This window comes from Pontibacter chinhatensis, from assembly GCF_900113285.1.
Lineage (GTDB): Bacteria > Bacteroidota > Bacteroidia > Cytophagales > Hymenobacteraceae > Pontibacter > Pontibacter chinhatensis.
Genome location: NZ_FOOT01000003.1, coordinates 429931 through 452322 on the forward strand (window position 1 = coordinate 429931; position 22392 = coordinate 452322).

General features: G+C 53.7%; 17 protein-coding genes. 2 read left to right on the forward strand and 15 right to left on the reverse strand.

Features of this window, described 5'->3' with window-relative positions:
* Window positions 1-51: 51 nt before the first annotated feature.
* Window positions 52-1131, forward strand: a complete 1080-nt coding sequence (locus BM040_RS11035) for a site-2 protease family protein (RefSeq protein WP_092101078.1) — start codon at window positions 52-54, stop codon at window positions 1129-1131.
* A 68-nt stretch (window positions 1132-1199) separates the two neighbouring features.
* Here BM040_RS11035 and BM040_RS11040 read toward each other — a convergent pair whose 3' ends face one another.
* The 12 genes from BM040_RS11040 to BM040_RS11095 form a co-directional block, all read right to left on the reverse strand.
* A complete protein-coding gene (locus BM040_RS11040) occupies window positions 1200-2981 on the reverse strand; it encodes a hypothetical protein (RefSeq protein WP_092101079.1) in 1782 nt (593 codons plus the stop codon).
* Between the two features lie 9 nt (window positions 2982-2990).
* Complete coding sequence (locus BM040_RS11045; protein ID WP_092101081.1) at window positions 2991-3491, reverse strand: DUF1905 domain-containing protein; 501 nt, start codon at window positions 3489-3491, stop codon at window positions 2991-2993.
* 682 nt (window positions 3492-4173) lie between these two features.
* Window positions 4174-6345 carry a DUF4175 family protein gene (locus BM040_RS11050; protein WP_092101083.1) on the reverse strand — a complete coding sequence of 724 codons (2172 nt, stop codon included), beginning with the start codon at window positions 6343-6345 and terminating at the stop codon, window positions 4174-4176.
* Window positions 6346-7839, reverse strand: a complete 1494-nt coding sequence (locus BM040_RS11055; RefSeq protein ID WP_175491043.1) for a BatA domain-containing protein — start codon at window positions 7837-7839, stop codon at window positions 6346-6348.
* 158 nt (window positions 7840-7997) lie between these two features.
* The gene (locus BM040_RS11060; protein ID WP_092101087.1) at window positions 7998-8891 is read right to left on the reverse strand and encodes a DUF58 domain-containing protein; all 894 of its coding nucleotides are present in this window, start codon (window positions 8889-8891) and stop codon (window positions 7998-8000) included.
* 40 nt (window positions 8892-8931) lie between these two features.
* Window positions 8932-9495, reverse strand: a complete 564-nt coding sequence (locus BM040_RS11065; RefSeq protein ID WP_092101089.1) for an LURP-one-related family protein — start codon at window positions 9493-9495, stop codon at window positions 8932-8934.
* A gap of 29 nt (window positions 9496-9524) precedes the next feature.
* Window positions 9525-10064, reverse strand: coding sequence for a hypothetical protein (locus BM040_RS11070; RefSeq protein WP_092101091.1), 540 nt, complete (start codon window positions 10062-10064; stop codon window positions 9525-9527).
* Window positions 10065-10311: 247 nt separating this feature from the next.
* Entirely contained in the window at window positions 10312-11307 is a 996-nt protein-coding gene (locus tag BM040_RS11075) for an AAA family ATPase (RefSeq protein WP_092101093.1), read from the reverse strand.
* 90 nt (window positions 11308-11397) lie between these two features.
* Window positions 11398-12015 (reverse strand): DUF4159 domain-containing protein, encoded by a 618-nt coding sequence (locus BM040_RS11080; protein WP_092101095.1) that lies wholly within the window; start codon window positions 12013-12015, stop codon window positions 11398-11400.
* A gap of 99 nt (window positions 12016-12114) precedes the next feature.
* Complete coding sequence (locus tag BM040_RS11085) at window positions 12115-13431, reverse strand: TldD/PmbA family protein (protein WP_092101097.1); 1317 nt, start codon at window positions 13429-13431, stop codon at window positions 12115-12117.
* Window positions 13432-13543: 112 nt separating this feature from the next.
* Window positions 13544-15190 (reverse strand): TldD/PmbA family protein, encoded by a 1647-nt coding sequence (locus tag BM040_RS11090; protein ID WP_092101099.1) that lies wholly within the window; start codon window positions 15188-15190, stop codon window positions 13544-13546.
* Between the two features lie 224 nt (window positions 15191-15414).
* Window positions 15415-15915, reverse strand: coding sequence for a septal ring lytic transglycosylase RlpA family protein (locus BM040_RS11095; protein WP_092101101.1), 501 nt, complete (start codon window positions 15913-15915; stop codon window positions 15415-15417).
* Window positions 15916-16263: 348 nt separating this feature from the next.
* Between BM040_RS11095 and BM040_RS11100 the strand changes: the two genes are divergently transcribed.
* Complete coding sequence (locus BM040_RS11100) at window positions 16264-17172, forward strand: DUF72 domain-containing protein (protein ID WP_092101103.1); 909 nt, start codon at window positions 16264-16266, stop codon at window positions 17170-17172.
* Window positions 17173-18020: 848 nt separating this feature from the next.
* Here BM040_RS11100 and BM040_RS11105 read toward each other — a convergent pair.
* The 3 genes from BM040_RS11105 to BM040_RS11115 form a co-directional block, all read right to left on the reverse strand.
* Window positions 18021-20108 (reverse strand): M16 family metallopeptidase, encoded by a 2088-nt coding sequence (locus BM040_RS11105; protein ID WP_092101105.1) that lies wholly within the window; start codon window positions 20106-20108, stop codon window positions 18021-18023.
* Window positions 20109-20220: 112 nt separating this feature from the next.
* Window positions 20221-21558, reverse strand: a complete 1338-nt coding sequence (locus BM040_RS11110; RefSeq protein ID WP_092101107.1) for a M16 family metallopeptidase — start codon at window positions 21556-21558, stop codon at window positions 20221-20223.
* 217 nt (window positions 21559-21775) lie between these two features.
* Window positions 21776-22366, reverse strand: coding sequence for a CDP-alcohol phosphatidyltransferase family protein (locus tag BM040_RS11115; protein WP_092101109.1), 591 nt, complete (start codon window positions 22364-22366; stop codon window positions 21776-21778).
* Window positions 22367-22392 lie beyond the last annotated feature (26 nt).

Below are 22392 nucleotides of genomic sequence, written 5' to 3' on the forward strand. Positions count from 1 at the left end.
ACATTGCCTGTGCCCTATGCGTTAATTTACTGAACAACAACGGGTAAACGCATGAAGTGGTCGCTGAACTTAGGCAGGGTGGCAGGTATAAAAATACTGGTGCACTGGACGTTTGTGCTCTTGCTGGGATGGGTGGCCTTTACCGAGGCGCAACGCGGCAGCGACACACCGACCATACTGCTGGCCATAGGGTTTGTACTGGCGGTGTTCTTCTGCGTGGTGCTGCACGAGTTAGGGCATGCGCTCACGGCCAAACATTACGGCATCAATACCAAAATGATTACGCTACTGCCCATTGGCGGCGTGGCCAGCCTGGAGAAAATGCCCGAGAAGCCCAGGCAGGAGCTTCTGGTAGCCTTGGCCGGACCTGCCGTGAACGTGGTGATTGCGCTTATACTTTGGCTGGTGCTTCCCTCGCTGCAGGGCACGCCTACCGAGGAGTTCTTCCTGCGCATTACGCCTGCTAATTTCTTTTACCTGCTGTTCTTTGTGAATGTGGTGCTGGTGGTGTTTAACGCCATTCCGGCCTTCCCGATGGATGGCGGGCGCGTACTGCGGGCGCTGCTGGCTTTTAGGCTGGGCCGGGTACGGGCCACGCAGATTGCTGCGAACCTGGGACAGTTGCTGGCCATCTTCTTTATCTTCATCGGATTTTTCTACAACCCCTTCCTTATTCTAATCGGCGCTTTCGTGTTCTTTGGGGCCTATTCGGAGAACATGGTGGTGCAGCACCTGGACTTTCTGCGCGGCCACAGCGTGCGCGAGGGCATGATGACCAACTTTGTGACGCTGACTCCAACGAACACGGTGCGCGATGCACTGAATAAGCTGCTTGCCGGCTCCGAGCACGAGTTTATCGTGGAGCAGGATGGGGTGGTGGTGGGCACACTAACACGCTCGCAACTGATACAGGCCGTGAAAGAGGAACAGATGGAAACGCCAGTAGCCAAGGTGATGTCGGGGGACGTGAAGACGTTTAACGTGCAAGACAAACTCGCCGACGCTTATACCGAACTGCAGAAAACCCGCGTGCCGCTTTATCCCGTGCTCGAAAATGGCCGCCTGGCCGGCGTGATCAACAACGATAACATCAACGAGTTTATCATCATCAAATCCGCGCTGTCGCAGTAGTCGTTGTTCGTTATTGGTTAATCGTTATTCGTTGTTAGGGGAAGAAGTGAAGCAGCATTGCTCTTGGCCTAAAACTTCTCCTCCAGCCACAGAAACCCGCTGCTCAAAGCAAAAAGTATAAAAAACCAGATGAGCGGCAGCGGCTCTTCTTTGTATGTTACAGAAGCCTCGGCGGGCTTTATACTTTGCTGCGCGGCAAAGGCCTGGGTGGCTGCACTTCTGCTGGCTATACTTTCAAACTCCCAATCCGAGGTATCCTGCACAAAGAAAAAGTATGGTTCTGCACCGGCTACCTCTGCTTTATGCCAGCCGCTGCGGCGGGGCCAAAAGGTGGCGTTATACTTTTCGGGCTGATGCAGGTGCTGCGCCAGCGGCAGGTTTATATTTATAGAGTCGGTTATACTTGTAACAGAGGCGGTGGGCACGGTCACGCCATCCGAAGTATAATCGGTAAAGGAAAGTATAACCGGTTTATTGGGTTGCGGCACCTGCGGCTGCGCTACCTCCCAGAACTTCTCCTGTACCTGCTCTTTGGCCATGGCCGATAAAAGGGAAGTCCAGTAGCTGGCGTATACTTCGGGCTTGCCCTCTAGTTGCCACGGGAAGGTCTGTGGCACCAGGCTTAAGGCTACTTTCCCCCAGCCGGCGCGCTTGGCGCCTACCAATACCTGTTCTCCCTGCTCGGCTACCAAACTGGCTGTAGCCTCCGTGTTGTTCAAAGTATAAGGCGCGGCGGTAATGCTTGCGGTTGCTTCAGAGGCCCAACTGGCGCGGGTGCTGCGGCTGCTTTGCTGCGATACCCGCTTGCCGCTGAAGCTAGTGAAAAAGGATGTGCTACGGTCGGCGACAGGAGCAGCGGCAACCGTTAGCACGCCCAGCCCCTCTTCCGATACAGCTCGCTGCAGGGCATTTCTTTCGGCGGCACTCATACGTTGCAGCGCCTGCGGCTCGGTAATCACCACATCAAAGTCTTGCAGCAGTTTAGGGGTGATGCGGCTAAGGTCGGCGCGGGGCATGTTGAGCCACTCGCTCTGGCTCAGGTCTTTGCTAATCGTGGTACGCAGCGCCACCCGGTGCTGCAGCTCCGCCAGGTGGTTTTTCAGGAATTTAAATTCGAAGTTAGGGGAGGAGGCCAGTAGCAGCACGCCAAGTTCCTGTTGCGGCTCCACCTGCACCGGCACCTGTCCTAACGTATCGGTGTTAGCCAGCAACGTATACGTATAGCGGCCCTGTGTCTTGGGAGTATAACGGAGGCGGAACGTATGGACAGTGTCAGCAGAAAGCGTTATCGAGTTCTGTGCCTGGCCGGCCGCGTGCAGGTAGAGCTTTATACTTTCGGGTCCAGCTTTATACTTGCCCGCCACTTCTACGGCCTCGCCCAGTTTTATACTTGATGGCCACCTCACAGAATGTACCCCGGCTGGTGTTGGTGTAAGATGGGACTTTAATTGCAGGTCCTTTAGTTGTGCCACTTCTTCCTCCTCTAACCCATAGCCCAGCAAATGTACCGTCTGCAGACCCGGTTGCCGCTGGTGCAGTTCAGTTAACGAATTTATCGTCTCAGCCTTATCCGAAGCGGTTTTATAAGTATAGACTGTAGGTTTTGCTTCCAGCTTTTGCAACAGGACCGATAAGGTATCCGGCTCATACCCTTGTGTTAAAAGTATGGCCATGCCGGGGCTGATGGCTTGCTGCGTAGCAGGCGGAAACACGAGCAGCACCAGACTCAGGCCGGCCACAGCGCTGGCCTGCAGCCGCCACGCTAGCCGTTGCCGGTTAGGGCGGCGCCAGGCCAGCCACAGGAGCAACAGGACAACAGGTATCGCTATAAGCCAGGGTAGGTACATCATACTTGTTCTTTAGCGCGGGGGCAGGCCCAGCATAGCCCGGAAATTCTCCTTGCCCTCCGGCAGCTTTTTCAGGTTTTCGATTAAGGTAATGGCGCGGTCCACGCGCAACTGCGGGCTCTTCACCGCCGACACATGGTTGAGCATATAGCGCTGCATACCCGGCTTGAGCAGCAGGAAGCGCCTATTCCCCTCCTCGTCCTGCTGCAGCAGTTCCTCCATCTCGGCGGGCATGTCGGTACCGTACGTGCTATCGTCTTTCTCCAGCGTCACCGTTACTTCGTCGTGCAGCTTTATCCCTAGCTGTTGCATGCGCTTTTTGCTGATGCTGATGTAGGCTCTGCCTTCGCCCAACGCCATCAACCCGCACTGAAATTTCAGCTGGCCGTTAACGGTGCAGAACAGGCGGATGTTGAGCGTGCCCAAGGCCTGCACCACGTCCTGCGGCACTTCCAGGTAATGCATGCCGGGGAGATGCTGGAGTAAGCCGATGTGGGTTCGGAAGTTTATCATACTTTAACTATAGTTTCTTTGTCTTTCCTAGCTGTACTTTCCCTATTTTATAGCGCAAGTCTTCAGGCTTGTGTCCTCCATAAACCTTTTGCTGGCGCGGGTTTGCAACCCGTGCCTTGCTATCTTCTCGGATTTGCAATCCGAGTGGCTTGAAAAGCCATACTTTATACTTGAGCTATACTTTTCTACTTGCCGGCTTATACTTTCATAGCCACCGCTACCTTCCACTTGAACCAAGCTATCCTTACTAGCTTCCGTTCCTCCTCCAGGCTTACCTACCTACAGTTGCACCTCCTGCTTTCTGCCCTCAAGGCCGGGAGGCCTCGCCTTCGGGCATCGCGCTGTCTACATTTCCTTTGCTCCTGACGTCGCAATGCCGCTAAGGCGGCACCGAAAATCTAGAAGGCGCTCAACCCAAAGGCTGGTAACAAGTTCGATAGCCGCTGCTGACGGAGCCTCAGCCAAAGCCCCCTTTGAAGGGGGTAGGGGGATGTTCATCCAACCCCTTCAGCTATAGCACCTATGCTTCAGCAGCAGTAATTACAGGCTCCCCGCCTTAGACTACCGAGAACGGGAGTTCGAAGGTAGCGAGCGTAGCTCTGAGGGGGCAGGGGGTGGTTAGACCCGGCACTGTCAAGCTTTCTAACCTTCTAACTTCCCAACTTTCTAACTCCTAGACTCTCTACTCCACTCGCTTCCTATACTCCTCTGCCAGCCTGCTTCGTACGGCCTGCCCCGGCTGCGGCGATTGTTTTGCCGGAGGCAGCAGTTCCGCCCAAGCCTGTTCTGCCGCCATTAGGCACGAGGTACAAAGCTTTTTGCCAGCTCTTATCTCCGTTATCAGCTGCCGCACGTCCTGCAGGGCCTGTAGGTTCTTGCCAGAGTTGCTCAGGGCATGCTCCGCCAGCTCCTGACCGGCTTTTTCCAGCAGCTGTGCATCGGCGGGTTTATACTTGCCCGTCTGTTTATACTTTGCCAGCCAGTTTAGGGCGGCGCGTGTACTTGGCAGCTCCTGCTGCTGGTTTATACTTTTCTGCTCACTTGGCGGCGTGATTTTGTGTAGTTCGCCCGTCAGGCGCAGCTCCGGCTCTTTTAGCGGTGGCGCCTCGAAGCCGGTTTTAGCCACGTACGCTCGCTGCGACTGCTGCACATCCTTCAACATCCGCAGGGCCTTGTACTCGAAGGGCAGGGCTTCTTTGGGTTTGTGCGTGCGCAGCCGCAGCTCGGCTTCCCACATCTGCGCCAGCGCCCCTTTTAGCTTAGCTTTCACGGCAGGCTCAAACAGCGTGGCGGCCTCCTCCATGTCGTGCTTGTGCAGGTAAGGGTCCAGCAGGGCTTCGGGGCTGTTCTGGTTCTCAAATTCCGGGTGGTTGTGGCCATCTCCCTCAAAATGCGTTTCTTCCTCATGCTCCTCGGCTCCCTTGGGGATACCGCCTCCCGGACCAATGCCGCTCTCAAACTCCTCGCCCAGAAACTTGCCGTAGCGCAGGCGCAGCAGCTTTTGGTCTACCCCGATGTTGTTGGAGCGCTCCTCAAACTCGGCCCTGCTAATGCTTTTCTGCTCTTTTAGCAGCTTCTCGGTGTCGATAATGATTTGGCGCTGGCTGCGGAAGTACTCCGGCACCGGGTTCACGCCGGCCGTCATGTCGAAGTCGGCCTCTACGATGGTGGTGTCCTCAATCTGCACAAAGTAGGTTTCAGAGCGGGTGTAGCCGCGGTGGTTGTCCCAGGCCTGCAGGTAAAAGTATAGCTCATCGCCGAAACTCATGCCCAGCTGCTGCAAATCCAGCGTTTGGTGGATGTTGTAGCTACGGCTGTTGCCGCTTAGGTTGAGTTTGATTTTCTCCTCCCGGAACTTGACGGCCTCGCCGCTACCTTTAGCCACTGTGGCAATCATGTTGGCTTCGCGGATGCCGTAGTCGTCGGTTAGGCTGGCCTGCAGGGTGACGCGCTGCTGCTCTCCAAGCCGGATTTCGGTATACTCCTTTGGCTTGCTGATTTGAATGGCCGGGGGCTCGTCGGGGATAATCTCTAAAGTATAAAAAGCGGATTTCTGCCCGTTCAGGTTGAGGGTGTAGAGGCCAGGCTCCGTGAAGCTGCGTGAGAAAGTATAGGCCTCCTTTTCTTGCTTAAAGGCCTGTGGCGACTGCTCGTTCAGCTCCAGCTGCAGGTGTGCGGGTTTACTCGTACGGATGTGCCAGGTAACGGTGGCGCCTTCCTCCACGCGCAGGTTCAGGGTTTTGGCTTGGTAGGCCTGCTTGCCGGTGTAGCGGGGCGGTGTGATGGTGATATCTATACTTTGAATCTGCGCGGCAGTGTCGGCAGCGGCCACCGGAGCCTCCGGAAACTCAACCTGTATACTTTCAGGTTCAGGTGTGGTGAGCGCTGCCGCCGGCAAGTATAAAATCCCGACAGAAAGCAACAGCGCCAGGCCCAGGAAAGTATAGGTGGCGGAGCTGCGCAGGGTGAATGCTTGCTGCTGCTCGGGATGAAGCTCCTGTAGCGTTGCTGTGACGCGCTGCTGCTGAAGCTTTTGCAGTAGGTTTTGTGGCTCCTGCAAGAGCAGCTCGGTGCTGTCCTCGAGTTGCGGGTACTGCCGGTTCAGGTGGCGTGCCACGTGCTGCAGCGTAACCTCCGAAACCGCCCTCCAGCGAAGGATAAAGTATAAGACAGCGGTTGAAAGTATGGCAAAGGCCGTTACAGCCAGCAACGGTGCCCCAAACTGCCAGCGCCAAAGCATGGCCGCTGCCACCAAGATTGCCGCCAGCGCCTGCAAGGCATAGAGCCACAGTTTCGCCCGCACATACTGCCTGCGAATCCGCTGTAAGATATGAATGCTCTCTGGTAAGGCCATTTATAGGTTGCTGCGCCGTCTGGCGATAGTTCGCTCGATTAAAAATAAGGCAAAAGCCGCTAAAACAAACCACTTCAGCAGCGGGGTTTGCGCCGTTTTAGCTGCACTTGCGGGAGCTGCCTGTACTTGGGCTTCCGGTAACAACTGCTGCTCGTCCAAGGCGCGGTAGTCGTGGGTGGCCTGTGGCTGCGGCAGGAGGATGGGCAGCAGTAACTCCGGCAGCTGCGCGCTCTGACCCAACTCGCTCCAGGCGGGTGAAAAGCCGCTGCGGAAAATATAAACTTTGCCCAGGCCGATGGCTTCTGCATAAAGTATAGCTTCTCCGCTTGCAGCTGTCCATACCTGGTTTTGCTGCTGCGGCGGTTGCTGGCTAAGCTGATGAATTTTTATACTTGTGCCGCTTATTCCTGTGAAGCTGGTTTTTACAGCCTGCGGCACCTGCCCCGGCTGCACCCATACTTGTAACCCCTGCTTTATTTGATGATTTATACTTCCGGGCAGCGGCTCGTTGCGCAACCAGAAAACCCAATCAGCGCCAGTAGTGTCAGCCTTAATCTGGATAGGCAAACCAGTGTAGCTGCTGATGGTCTGGATGGCTGCCTGAAGGTAGCGTACCTCTGCCTGCTGTGCCTCCTCCGAAAGTATGGCTACCTGCAGCGAATTCGTCTGTATTCTTACTTTACTGCTATGGCCGGAGAAGGTGGCTTGTAGCGAGTCCTGCTGGCGTTGCAGGTGCAGTTGCTGGTTGCCCGGCAGGTTTATACTTTGCACAGAAGCGGCAGCTTTATACTTGCTATAGGTAGTCCCCTCCCGGGAGCTGTGGCCAAGTATCAGCAACAGGCTATCGGGCGAGGTTTGGATGGCAGCCTGCAGCCAGGTTATACTTTTATCGGTGGCCACCGGAATCCAGCGGATGTGCCGGGGCATTGCTTCGGGGCGCGTGCCGGCAAAATACTGCTGCTGGTCTGACGTGAAGAGCAGCACACTGTCCTGCGGGTTTTTATACTTAGCAGCCAGTGCCGGCAGCAAGCTCCAATAATTATACTTGCTGCTTACCAAGCTATCCTGCGCGAGACTGCTAATCTGCTGCCATGCTTCCTGTGGTACTTGCTCCAAATCAGGTGTATACTTGTGCAGCGTATAGCCGCGCTGTAGCAATGAATCGATGGTTGGCTTAATAGGCTCAAGGGCGGAGTTATAAAGCAGCTCTTCACCCACCACGATTGCTTTTACTCCTTGTTGCTTCGGTGCCTGATGCTCCCACACCGGCTGTGCCAGCGCTACGGCCAAAAGTATAAGTATGAGGCAGCGCAGCACCAGCAGCCAGAAATTGCTGAGCTTTATACTGCTCCAGCGGTTACTTGCCGATGCCTCCAGCCAACGCAGACTGCCCACCTTCACCGTCTTCCCCTGCCGTTTGTTCCACAGGTGAATGGCAATCGGGAGAAGTATAGCCGATGCTGCACAAAGCCAGAAAGGTGCTAAGAAGCTCAAGTATGAATTAGAAATTAAAAATTAGAAATTATGCTCAGGGCGGTTAACCCACCCTTAACCCCTCCCGAGAGGGGAATTTTACTCGTGCATGTTATTCCCCTCCTCGGAGGGGCTAGGGGTGGGTTCATTCACTCAATCACTCATTCGCTCATTCAAAATTACCCATAAAGCAGCCGCTTCTGTAAAAATGCCTTCAGGGCCTTATCCAGCGGCTCGTCAGTTACAAACCTGTCGTAGGCGATGTGACGGTTGCGCATGTCTTTTTCGATGTCCTGCAGCCACTCCTGCTGTTTGGCTAAGTATGACTCTCGCTGGGCGGCGCTGCTTACCTGTAGCGTCTGCCCCGTTTCCAGGTCCTCGAAGGTGAGGGTGCCGGTGTAGCTAAAGTCCAGCTCGTTGCGGCTCATCAGGTGGGCCAGCAGCAGCTCGTGCCCCTGTGCGCCCAGTTTGTACAGCAAATCCTTTATCTCGTGCTCGTGCTCATACAAATCCGACAAAAAAACGGTAAGCTCTTTCTGCCGCCTGTCGGCAAACAGATTGGCGGCTACTTCCATCCCCGGAAACTTGCCCTGCGGCTTCACCTCGGCCAGCTGGTGCCAGAAGCGCTGCAGGTGCATATTGTCGGAGCGGGGCGTCAGGTTGATGAGCTGGTTTTCGTGCAGCACGTACAGCCCCACCGCGTCGCCCTGCGTCGTGGCCAAGTAAGCGAGCGAGGCCACCAGAAATCGTGCATACTCCATCTTGCTGAGGCCGTTCACATCTTCATGCGCCATTGAGGCGCTGCCATCGAGTATAAACCGCACCGTGATGTTGGTGTCTACCTCGGCTTCGCGGATGTAATAGCGGTCGGAGCGGGCAAACATTTTCCAGTCGAGCTGGCGCAGGTCGTCGCCGGGCTGGTAGCTGCGGTACTGGCTAAACTCCAGCCCTGCCCCACGCCGCAAACTCTGGTTCTGCCCCGCCAAAAAGCCCTCCACCACAGTTTTAGCCAACAGCGGCAGGTCTTTGATGGTAGCCAGTACCTTCGGGTCGATGAATTTGTGGGTGGTCACGGACTAGGATTTTTAGGAGTTATGGGATGGTTAGGATTAACTATGAGAGTTGCTTTGCTCTCCACTCATAATTAAACTCTTTTGCCTGTGGGCCAATATTACCAAAGTCAATGGTTACTGTGTTACCATTGTCGTTACTGCTATTCTGGTTATCAAGCATAAGGCAGAAAGCTATAATCAACTCATAGTTACTATCATCATCAGCAACAATCTTATAGTTGTCGCCTTCAAACCACGACACCATTTCTTTATCCCACCAAGCAACCTGAACATCATTTTTATAAACAGAGTGTTTTCGGCCTTTATGTCCATAAATATCATAAAGGTCAGCCCCATCCTGACATTGGTAATGGGATTTCCAGAGTGAGACTGTTGTAAAGTCTATCTCGTCGCCGTCCCAAAGAGTAACTTTATACTTTGTATTGAACCATGACCACCTCCTTCTCATGATGAGCCTTGCGCGTGAACTCTGATTACTGAATAAGTACAGTTTAGGTAAAAAGCTAATCAATTCAGTCGAAGCAGAATGTGATAATTTGCCATTGACATAAATTCTGTACTTATCTCCAAAGGCAATTTTCTTCTGGTTTATGTCGATTACCATTTCTCTAAATTTAAAGGGACAAAACTCACCTACACCAAACTCTGCCGCAACTTCAAGTCCACCAACTCTGCCTCAATAGTCGCTTCATCCAGTATGATGTCCACACCCCCGATTAGCTCCTCGCGCACCTTTAGCATATACTTTCGGGCGTCGGTGTAAAACACGATGGCGGCGTCGTAGTGGATGGTTTCGTCGAACTCCTGGTTCCAGTCCTGGTATATCTCTATCATGAGAACCGGTGAGGACAGCACCTTTATCTCCGAGTGCTTTCCCGACTGCAATAGCTTTTCGCAGCGAAGCGGGGTCTTGCTTTCTTCCACCTCGAAAGTATAATAGGTGGTAGAGGACTTGTCGGATAGCCTGTAGTCGGCGCTGATGTTGATAAAGCTTTGGTCTTGCTTGTTCTTCGTCAGCCCTAGTGCAAATTCCGGCGCCCAGTACAGCACCTTGTTATCGGTGGCGTGTACTTTTATGCTTTCGGTGAAGAAGTAACAGATTCTTTCTCCCACCAATCGCTTCAGGAGCTGTGTGCCCACCTCCGTCAACTTTATATTATCCAGCTCTTCCATCTGTTGCTTTCTTTTAAATATTCACTCACAAGTATAAACCCACCCCTAACCCCTCCCAAGAGGGGAATATCATACTGCTGCTCATAGCTGTTCCTGATTTGCAATCCGGAGCTTATTTAGAAGCGGATTTGTAATCCGCCTGTTTGCTTATAGCTACGGCCTTTGCAAAGCGGATTACAAATCCGAAAGTGCATTCTTCTTTAATTCCCCGCCTTAGACAAGGAGGGGTTAGGGGTGGTTGGATATTTTACACCAACACCGCCTTGGGCAGCTTTATACTTTGCAGCAGCTCGTCTACTACCCTATCCGGCGTAATACGCTCTGCCTCGGCGGCGAAGTTTACCAGCACGCGGTGGCGCAGCACAGGATACGCCATCGTTGTAATATCGTCCGCAGTAACCGCAAAACGGCCGTGCAGCAAGGCTCGGGCTTTGGCGGTAAGTATAAGCGCCTGCCCGGCGCGCGGACCAGCTCCCCAGCGGCAGTACTGTTTTACAAACTCTATACTTGTGCTGTCGGGGCGGGTGGCGCGGACCAGTTGGTTTACAAAGCCCAGAAGCTCCTCGCTTATACTCACCTCGCGCACCAACTGGCGTAGCATGAGCACCTCTTCACCGCTAAGTATGGGCTGTACCTGCGCATGCCTTGTGCCGGTGGTGCTGGAAAGTATATTCAGCTCCTCCTGCTCGGTCGGGTATTTTATCTTGATGAAGAGCAGGAAGCGGTCGAGTTGCGCTTCGGGCAGCGGGTATGTTCCGGCCTGCTCTATCGGGTTTTGGGTAGCCAGCAAAAAGAAGGGCTTGGGCAAAGTATAAGTCTTGCCGGCATACGTTACTTCATGCTCCTGCATCGCCTCCAGCAGCGCGGCCTGTGTTTTGGGTGGCGTCCGGTTTATCTCATCGGCCAGCACGATGTTGGAGAAAATCGGCCCCTCGTTAAATTTGAAAAAGCGCTTCCCAGTGGCATGGTCTTCTTCCAGCACCTCCGTACCCAGAATATCTGTCGGCATCAGGTCCGGCGTGAACTGGATTCTGCGAAAGCCTAGGTCCATCGCATTGCTGAGCGTGCGCACGAGCAGTGTTTTGGCCAGGCCCGGCACCCCTTCCAGCAAGCCGTGTCCGCCCGCCATCATGGTAATCAGCACCTCGTCGAGCACCTCCTCCTGGCCCACAATTACTTTCTGTATCTCCTGCTTTAGCCGGGGCAGCTTCGCCAGCAGGTGTTTTATATCTTGCTCTGTCATTCCTTTATAATTAATAATGACGGATGATTAATGAGTAATTATTATAGGAATGTATCGGCTGCATTCTTATTCATTACTCATTAATAATCATTAACTAGTTAAAGCGTACATGATGATGTTGACGCCAAACTTGGTGTTGTCCTCGGCCAGCCAGCGCTTGTTGCGGAAGTCGTAATCCCATTCGCAGCCGTAGTCTTTGTTGCTGTAGAGCACGGCGATGCGTCCGTTTACCTCAATGGCCTTCAGGTAGTCGTGCACCAGGTCGTCGCCCCAGCCGTTTAGCTCGAAACTGGTCGTGGGCGGGCCTTCCTCAAAGGTGAAAAAGCTGCGGTAAAGCTTGTGGGTGTTCGGGATTTTTTTGAGCGTTCCTGCCCCAAAAATCTGCCGCATCTGCTCTTCAAACGACTTGGCAAAAAGTCCGTCGATGTCGTGGTTGCAGTCGTCTACAAACACAAAGCCGCCGTTCTTCACATAAGTCTCGAAGTTCTGCCGCTCCTTCTGGTTAAACTGCACCAGCTTGTGCCCGCTCAGGTAGCTGAAGGGGTAGTGAAACAGCTCCGCGCTCTCCAACGAAATCACCTTCTCCTGCTCGTTTACCGGCACCGTGGTGTACTGGATAAGCGAGTGCAGCAGGTTGCTCGGCATACGCGGGTCGGTATCCCAGTTGCCGGAGCGGTATTGCAGGCGCACGAAGGTGAAGGGTTGCACTTGGGAAGTTAAGAGTTAAGAGTGTAGAGTTATGAGTTAGAAAACAGATGCCGCATACAGCTGGCTGCATACGGCATCTGAAGTATAAATCAGCAGCAATTACACTGCATCCGAAAGGCTTGTGAACGTGAAGTCGCGCACTTTCATCGGCGGAATGAGGCTGCCGTTGATGCGTTGCGGCTTGCCCAGGGCTTCCAGGTTGTTGAGCATGATGACCGGGCTCTCGTTAAAGCGGAAGTTCTTTACCGGGTACATAATCTTGCCGTTCTCGATGTAGAAGGTACCATCGCGGGTTAGGCCGGTGTAGAGCAGCGTTTGCGGGTCTACGGAGCGGATGTACCACAGGCGCGTTACCAGTATGCCGCGCTTGGTGCTCTTGATCATGTCCTCCAGCGACTGGTTACCGCCTTCCATGATCACGTTGCCGGGAGAAGGCACCGAGGCAGCGCCTGTTTTAGCGGCCCAGAAACGGGTGTTGTACAAGTTCTTCACTACGCCTTTGTCTATCCAGGTGATCTTCTTCTGCGGACGGCCATCCCCTGCGAACGGAGAAGTGGGCACCTCCGGGTGCGTTGGGTCGGAGTATACAGTGATGCGCTCATCCAGCAGTTTCTCCCCTATCTTGGTTTTGCCACCGGCTTTGCTCAGGAAGCTGCGGCCCTCCTCGGCACTGCGCTGGTCCATGTTAAAGAACATATTCCGCAGCAGGTCTATGGAAGCGGCCGGCTCCAGGATAACGGTATACTTGCCTGGCTCCAGCGCCCGCGCGTTGCGCGATGTGGCAGCTTTCTGCGCGGCTATCTCGGAGGCCTTGCCAGTGTCCAGCTTGCTTACGTCCGAGAAGTCCTGGGTTACGTAGCCGGAGCCGGTGCCATCTTCTGTGCGCATGGTCACGGAGAAATCCACCACTGTGGAAGGGTGGTAGGCAAACAGGCCCTTGTTGTTCATCTTGGCCGTAAAGTTGGTATAGTGCTCCAGGAATCCGGCAGCCGTCAGGCCTTTGTCGGAGGCGGCTTTTATACTTTTGGCCGCGGCATCGGCCCGGTAAGTCGGGTCTATTTTAGCGGTAGCATCGAAATGGGCCTTGGTGGTGATGTACTGCTGGGGGCCGAGCAACTCCACATACTCCGGGCTTTCAGGTGCCAAACGCGCGATCTCCTCGGAGCGGCGGATCACTTTTTCCAGCGATGCATCGTCGAACTCGTTGATGGTAGCCACGCCGGAGCGCTTGCCAAACCGCGATTCAACGGCCAGCGAGGTGTTTTCTTCCGCGCCGCTGGTAGATACTTCGTTGCGGGCGTAGCGGATGTTGCCGCCTGTGTTGCCGCTAAGTGTCACCTCACACTCATCGGCCTTCGAAAAGCCCAGCGCCTTTTTCAGTATCGCCTGAGCTTCTTCTCTTGATAATATTGCCATATTCTTAGTTCAGAGTTAAGGAAGTTAGAAAGTTAAAAAGTTAGAGAGTTAGAAAGTTTGGCTCTATAAGCGTAACTGTTCTTCTGCGACCCACTTTTAACTATTAACTATTTTAGATTTTTCTGGCTGTGTTGATCACGTTCACGCCGTTGAAGCGGGTGTGGGCAGAGCCGTGTGATACCGCGCTTATCTGGCTTGGCTGGCCTTTGCCGTCGAAGAACGAGCCGAACAGACGGTAATCGCTCTCGTCGCACATATCGGCGCAGGAGTTCCAGAATTCCTGGGTGTTGCTCTGATACGCCACATCCTCCAGCGGACCTACAATTTTGCCTTTGTTGATCTCGTAGAACACCGTGCCGCCAAACTGGAAGTTATAGCGCTGCTGGTCGATGGAGTAGGATCCGCGACCGGCGATGTAGATACCTTTATCCACACCTCTTATCAACTGATCCACATTCTTCTTCTCCTTGCCCGGCGCCAGCGACACGTTTGGCATACGCTGAAACTGTACCGAGCTCCAGCTGTCGGCGTAGCAGCAGCCGTGCGATTCTTTCTCATCGATGATGTGCGCCTGGTCGCGAATGGCCTGGTAGTTTACCAGCACACCGTTTTTGATAAGGTCCCACTGCTTGGTCTTCACGCCTTCGTCATCCCAGCCCACAAAGCCCAGCGAGCCTTTCTGCGTCTTATCCGCAAAGATGTTCACCTTATCAGAGCCATACTTAAAGTTCTTGCCCTTCCACTTGTCCAGCGTGGCAAAGGAAGTACCGGCGTAGTTGGCCTCGTAGCCCAGCACGCGGTCCAGCTCCAGCGGGTGGCCCACCGACTCGTGGATCGTCAGGCCCAGGTGGTTCGGATCAAGCACCAGGTCATACTTGCCAGCCATCACCGATTTTGCCGTCAGTTTCTCTTTGGCCTGCTTGGCGGCCAGGGCGGCGTCTTCCAACATGTCGTAGGCATAGCGGTAGCCGGTTAAGCCTGTTCCCTCCGGTCCTTTTATTTTCTCAGAAGCCTTCGGAATCATATACTCCCAGCCCATGCCCATCGGGGCGCTCAGAGCCTCGCGGGTTTTGAACTTGCCAGAGGCTTTGTCCACAGCCGTTACCGTGAAGTTTGGCCAGATGCGGTGGATGTCCTGGTCGATGTAAGATCCGTCGGTGGAGGCGAAGTACTTCTGCTCGTTTACCTGGAACAGGGCGGAGTTGACGAAGTTGGCTCCGTTGTCCAGGGCCTTGGCGTTGGCTGCCAGCAGCAGGTCGGCCTTCTCGCCCACCGGCACCTCAAAGGCGTTTTTCTCGATAGGGGTTTTCCAGGTAACCTCGCCGAAGCCTTTCACCGGGGCCAGCCTTACCGGCTCTTTCTGCAGTTTGGCGTTGGCCTTGGCAATGGCAACCGCTTGCTCGGCGGCTTTGGCAATGCCTTTATCTGTTACATCGGAAGTGGCGGCAAAGCCCCAGGTGCCGTTTGCCAGCACGCGCACGCCCACGCCGTAAGACTCGGCGTTTACGATGTTCTGCACCTGCTTCTCGCGTGTAAACACGTATTGCTGCAGGTAGCGGCCAATGCGCACGTCGGCATAGGAGGCGCCCTTTGATTTAGCCGTGTTCAGGGCCACGTCGGCGAGGCGCTTCTTCAGGGCCGGGTCTACGGCTTCCAGCAAGCGCTCCGGCGACACAGCATCACCGAAAACCGGGATAGAAGGAAGCATCAAGCCCCCAAGTCCCAGCGCCGATAGTTCAAGGAAATTTCGTCTTTTCAAGGTATCGTAAGGTTAGATAAAGTATAAAGGGTTCTGTTTTGCTATCTAAGTATAGCGATTCGATTTTATTTCTCAAAGTATAAGTATGGCTTATCAGCTTAAAGAGAAGTTTTTATAGATGAAGCAAGTATACTTTTAGACAAAAAAAGGCACAAAAAAAGCGCAGCGCCCTTGCAGGCACCACGCTAAAAGCGGAATTCTAAAGTAAAAAGGCTGCCGAGCGCCTATCTTATACTTAGCCAGTTGCCGGAGTCTATGCCGGTGCCAAGCTGGTTTTTAGCATAAGACGGGGCCTCAAAAGAGAAGCCTATTGCTGCAGCAATATCAGCCTTGGATTCCAGCACCTCTACCTTCACGTTGCCAATACCCTGGCTGTGGAAGTCGAGTTTCTGGGCGGCTGCCTCCGATACATCAATGATGCGGTCGCCCACGAACGGGCCTCTGTCGTTGATGCGCACGATAACCCATTGGTTGTTGTCGAGGTTGGTTACCTTAACGACCGTGCCGAAAGGAAGGGTTTTGTGGGCAGCGGTCATCTTGTTCTTGTTGTAGATTTCGCCGCTGCTGGTTTTTCTGCCGTGGTAACGGCTGCCGTACCACGATGCCTCGCCTTGCTGTACTTTGGCTTGGCTGGAGTTGTTGTCTAGTGCAAAGGTTGGTTGGCTAAAGCCAATAAATAGAAAAATGACTACTAAAAAAATAAAGCACTTTCTATTATTATCCATAAACTTAATAGTTGGTGAAGCCGCAAAATTACGGAATTAGTTTTTAAACGAGGCCTTTTACGGCGTTATTGCCTGCTGGGTGTGGAGGGGTACAGGCTGACAGGGTAAATTTATCCCAGGTCAGATAATGCAGAAATCGCCTTTTAAAGCACGTATGGCTATATTTTCATACATCCGAGGTATAGAAAATAGACTATAAAAAATAATCAAATTTTTTTTCACGTCCAAGCCGATTTTAGCCTAATTGTGGAACTTTTCCCCAATTTTTAGCGCGTGTGTACCCGCAAATCATACTTAATTTGCCGTTGCCAAACAGGTGCACGTATAGGATAGCATATTTGTAGAAGTATGGACTTTGGAAAGCTTTCAGACATCAGCCGCGTAGACTTCACGCTGCCCCCCAACCATCCCGACACGCTGCCGCTGCTGCAGCGCTCGGGCTCTTACGTGAAGCCGCAAGTATACGTGGGGCTACCTGTATGGGTGAACAAGGCCTGGGTGGGCAAGTACTACCCGGCCGGCATGCCCGAAAAGGAGTCGCTGCTGTGGTACGCCAAACAGTTTAACACCATCGAACTTAACAGCACCCACTACCATATCCCCAGCCCCGACACCATCGACCGCTGGCGTAACATGGCGCCGCGCGGCTTTAAGTTCTGTCCTAAGTTTCCGCAGCTCATCAGCCACGAGGCGGCCCTGCGCAGCACCCAGGACGTAACCACCGCCTTCTGCACCGCCATCGCCGGATTGGAGGATAAGCTGGGCGATGCCTTTCTGCAACTGCCCCCATACTTTGCACCCAACCAACTGCCCGACCTGGAGGCTTTTCTGGCTTTCATTCCCGAAAGTATACCCATCACTGTAGAACTGCGCCATGAGGGATGGTTTGTGGATAATGTGGCCAGTCTGGAGCTTTTTGAGGTGCTGGAGAAGTATAAAGTGGGCACTGTAATAACTGATGTGGCCGGCCGCCGCGACGTGCTGCACATGCGCCTCACCACGCCCTCTGCCATGATCCGCTTTGTGGGCAACGGGCTGCACCCGACAGACTACACCCGCATCGATGCCTGGGTGGAGCGCCTGCAGGAGTGGTTTGATAAAGGCTTACGCCAGCTATACTTCTTCGTGCACGAACCCGACAACACGCTGGCGCCAGAGTTAGCAACCTATCTTATTGAGAAGCTGAACCAAGTATGCGGTTTTGACCTGAAGCCTCCCAAGAAGTACGTGCAGCCGGTGCAGGGGGAGTTGTTTTGATTTTCTCTGTGTTTATACTTTGCCGTGTCCAACCACCCCTAACCCCTCCTTGTTTAAGGCGGGGAATCTGAAATTGCTGATGCTAAAGTATAAGTGCTGGTAGTTGAGGCTATTGCGCGGACAGGTCACGACCTGTCCCTACAAAGTATAGACCCACCCCCGCCCCTCCGAGGAGGGGAATAGTCTTCAGGCGATTACACCCTTATTGGGCTTTGCTCGCAAGCTTCGAACTCTCATTCTTGTTTGTCCTCAAGGGGACAGTTGGTACCTGTTGCATAGCAAAGGCAGCGGCTATCGACTTTATCCCAGCCTTTGGGTTGAGCGCCTCGAGAGGTTCCGGTGCCTGAAAGGCATTGCGACGTAGGAGCAAAGGAAGCGAAAGCAGCGCGATGCCCGAAGGCGGGGCCTCCCGGCCTGGGAGGGCACCAAAGCAGGAAGTGCAACAATAGCTCATGCAAGGCTGGAGGATGAACGGCTGCTAGCAGGGATAGCTTGTGTCCAGTAGAAGGAAGCAGGGGCTATGGAAAGTATATTCTGTAGTATAAAGTATGACTTACGCGGATTAGGAAATCCGCAGCAGCTTTGGTTCCGGACAAGGATGTCCGGAACAGCGGTGTAGCAAAGTATAAAAGTTTAGCCGAAGTATAAAGTATGGCTTTTCAAGCCAGCTGAGTCAGAGACTCGACATCACTTATAGGACACAAGTCTGAAGACTTGTGTCCTATAAGTGAGTTAAGATGGCAACAAGTATAAAAGTATATCTCAAGTTTAAGTAAGGAAAACCAGCAACAAAAAAGCGGCTGCCTTAACAAGAGCAGCCGCTTTAACTTTATCAGCAAGTATAAACCTTACAGCTTAAACGTATCGTCGCTCAGGTTCTTGTTTACCTCGATAGTCTGTACCTCCGCTTTGATTGTCTGCGGGCCAACCACGGTTTCTACTACATATGGAAATTTGACGCCACTTACCTCTTTGTAGTTGCTGTAGGTCTTGGTTTGGGTGATAACTCCTTGTGGTGTCTCCAGGCTATTTACCTCTTTCAGGCGCAGGCCGCTGTCTTTTGCAAAGTAATGGGTGGCTATCTGGCCGTTTGGCTGCTTCACCTCCACAGCATAAGCCTGGGTGCCGTCCACGTCTTCCATGCCGGTTAGCTTCGTTTCGATGCCTAGTTTCTCGTACAGCAGCACCGGGAACAGGTTGGCCTCCAGCTTCTGCGTGGCCAGCTGCTCTTGCGGTATCTCCTGGTTAACGCCTTGCATCGGGGCTTCCATTTTACCTTTGTCACCGTTGATAATCACGCGCTGCATCGGGCTGTTGTTCATCAGCACCTGTACCGCAAATTTGTCGTTGCCCTTTTGCTGCTGCTTAAACACCAGCGTCATACCTTGTATGCTGGCGTTGCTCGTGATGCTGATATCCTTTAGCTTCTCGATGTTGGCTTTGCCGCCAACCGCTTTGATATAGTCGTTGATTACCTGCTCGGCGGTTAAGCCAGCCGGAACACCCATGGCCGCGCGGTCTACTTTCTCACCTACTGTATTGTAGTAAGTGATTTGGCTGTCGTCCTTGTCGAACTTCTTCAGCTTGTCGGCAATTTCCGAAGCGTTGCCCACCGCCAGCACGTACATTTTATCTGGCTGCACATACTTTTGCGCCACGCGCTGAATATCCGCTGCCGTTACAGCCTCCACTTTCTTCAGGTAGTTTGAGTAGTAATCGGCAGGCAAGCCGTAACGTGCCGTGTTGATGGCGTAAACAGCCACCGTAGCCGGGTTCTCCAGGCCGCGGCCGTAGCTACCCATTGTGTAGGCCTTGGCGTCGCGCAGTTCTTCGTCAGTTACACGCTCGTTACGGATTTTGTGCAGCTCGTTCATGAACTCCACCACGGCGCTGTCGGTAACGGCGTTGCGCACATTGGCGCTGGCGTTAAAGCGGCCCAGAATCTCATCAGAGTTGATAGAAGAATAGGCGCCATAAGTATAGCCGTGCGTTTCGCGCAGGTTCTGGAACAGGCGGGCATCCATGCCACCGCCCAGGATGTTGTTCATCAAAGAGGCAGCCACCGCATCCTCTGCGCCTGGCTTCATATCCACCGGGTTGGTAAGTATAAGCGAGCTCTGCACCGAGCTAGGGCGGTCTACAATTACCACCTGCGTCTGCTCGGGCTGCTGCGGCAGGTTATACTTCACCTCCTGCACATCAGCCTTCTTCCACTTGGCAAACGACTTCTTCAGGAGCTTCTTCATCTCTTTCTCCGTCACGTCGCCCACTACGGCCAGGTAGCCGATGTTCGGTTTGTAATAAGCGTTGTAGTACTGCTGGATGTCCTCCAGCGTGAAGTTATCCACTGTCTGCTCAGTCATCAGCTCCCCGTACGGGTGGTCTTTGCCATAAAGCACCAGGTTGCGGGTGCGGCTGGCGATGGCATCCGGGTTATCCTTGGCCTGCGCCAGGCTCGACTTCATCTGCTTTTTAATCTTGTCCAGCTCCTCCTGCGTGAACTTCGGGTTCAGCAGGGCGTCGGTGGTCAGGTCGAGCAGGGTGGGCAGGTGCTTCTTCATAGAGGAAGCCGTGAAGCCGGTAGAGGAGAAACTCAGGTCAGCTCCGATAAAGTCTACCTGCTCGTCGAACTGGTCTTTGGTGCGGTTGGAAGTACCCGTGCGCATCATCTGACCAGCTGCCTGCACGTAACCGGCTTTCTCACCCTCCAGAATCGGGTCGCGGTCTAGCACCAGCGACATGGATACTACGGGCAGTTTGTGGTTCTCCACCACGTATACTTTCAGGCCATTTTTCAGGGTGAAGTGCTTATACGCGCCCAGTTCGATTTTAGGGGCCGGGCCCGGAGCCGGAGGGGTTGTTTGCTGCGCCTGCGCCGGCATCACACACAGCAGTGCCAGCGACAGTAAGGCGGTACTATAAAATTTCTTTATCATGATTTCTCGTTGATTATACTTTGACAAAGGACTTTGTGACATAAGACAAAAGAGGAATTATGCTTTTAAAAAGTCCTTTGTCTGTGGTCAAACCGTCTTTTGTCTAAAACTTCTACTTTTTTGCTTCCGCTGACTTTGGTAGGTAGTGCAGCACCACGCGGTTGTTTTTGGTGAGGTACTCCCTGGCCACGCGCTGCACATCTTCCTTCGTCACGTTCAGGTAGCGCTGCAATTCTGTGTTGATAAGGTTGGCGTCGCCGAAGTATACATGGTAGTTGGCCAGGCTCTCGGCACGACCGGCCACGGTGCGGTTCTGCTGCACGAAGCTGCTCTCTACCTGGTTGCGCAGTTTCTGGAACTCGCGGTCTGTGAGCGGCTCTTTTTTCGCGCGCTCAATCTCAGCGTCCATGGCTTGCTCCAGGTCGGCCACCTCCACGCCCATGTTGGCAATGGCAAAGGCCATGAACAGGCCCGGGTCCTCGGTCGGGAAAGGAATAGAGGCGGCGGCCACGGCTTTCTGCTGCTTGTCTACCAGTGCCTTGGGCAGGCGGGCGCTCTCGCCACCCGAGAGCAGCGTGGTCAGCATCGACAGGGCGTAGTAATCATCGGTGCCCTGTGCCGGGATGTGGTAGGCCTGGATAACGGCCGGCAACTGGATGTTATCGTACACCGTTTTGCGGCGCTCCTCCGTTTGCTTAGGCTCTGTAATGTTAGGGCGAGGTATCTCCTTGGTTCCTTTCGGGATACCCGAGAAGTACTTCTCAATCATTTTCTTGGTGTCCTCTATGTTAATGTCGCCGGCCACCGACAGGGTAGCGTTGTTGGGTACATAGAAGGTCTTGTAGAAGTCGCGGAACTCTTCGATAGTGGCTGCGTTCAGGTCCTCGAAAGAGCCGATTGGCATGAAGCGGTACGGGTGCTTGGTATAGGCCAGCGAGAACACATTCTCGCCCATCGAGCCATAAGGCTGGTTGTCGATACGCTCGCGCTTCTCCTCCTGCACCACCTTGCGCTGGGTTTCCACGCCCACCTGGTCAATCTTGGCATGCTTCATACGCTCAGCCTCCAGCCACAGGCCCAGTTCTACCTGGTTAGACGGCAGCAACTCGTAATAATACGTGCGGTCGAAGGAGGTATTGGCGTTTAGGGCGCCGCCTGCTTTCTGCACCAATGAGCTATACTCGCCACGGCCGATGTTCTCGGTGCCCTCAAACATCAGGTGCTCGAAGAAATGTGCAAAGCCGGAGCGTCCCTCCACTTCGTTTTTGGAGCCTACGTGGTACAGCACCGACACTGCCACGTTAGGCGTGGAGTTGTCCTGGTGCAGGATAACGTGCAGGCCGTTCGGGAGGGTGTACTCGGTAAACTCAATCTTGTTGCCATTGCTCTGCGCCATCGCCGACAGGCTGGTAACGCACCACAACAGGCAGATGATTAACTTGCTCTTCATGTGTTTTTGTTTGTTTAAAAAAGGGTGTATTGGGCCAATAGCCCCTTGCTGCAGCTGTACTACAACGTCTAAAATTAATTCAAAAGCCGCTAAGAAACGAATGTGGCAGGGCAACAAAAGGCCGCTTTCTACAGATGAGAAGAGGAGAAAGATAAATCCGGTAATTTTATAGACGAAAAAGATGCAGGCAGAAGAGGGCCGGCAGTGAGGGCAAAAGCTACTTTAACTGCTTTTCCTGTAACAGCCAGTAAAGGCCTTTTACATTGTTTTGCCACCTCGGTAGCAGCAGTACCAGCACCAGTTCCTCCAACTCCCCAAGTATAGCCACCGCCATAGCGGCGTAAAATAGCCAATCGATGAACCCGAACAGGAAAAGGCTAAAGTAGAAGATGCCCAGAAGTATAAATGAGGTTTTATCGAGGTACGTATGGAAGCTGCTCGGTTTGCCGTAGCGAAGTATGGAAGAGGCGAGCTCCAGAAAGTATAGCCCCACCAGTAAGCTCAGCAGCACCGCCTGCTCCTCCAGAAACGCAGGCTTGAAGATGAAGAGGCTGGCTAGCATGAACGGCACCGTGAGCAGGTCGCCATAGGAGTCGAGCTGGCCACCGCGCTTATCCTGCTGCCGTAGCCAGCGCGCCAGCAAGCTATCTAGGGCATCGGTGGCCAAGCTTAGCGATAGCAGCACCAAGAACGGCACCTGCTGCCTGCTGAGCAGCGTGTACAGGAGCAAAGGCACTGCCAGCAGCCGGTAGGCCGATAGCCAGTCCTGCAGCCTATAGGTCTTGAAGTTGAACAGAGACTGTGACATGCGCTGAACCTTTAGACTTAGCTCAT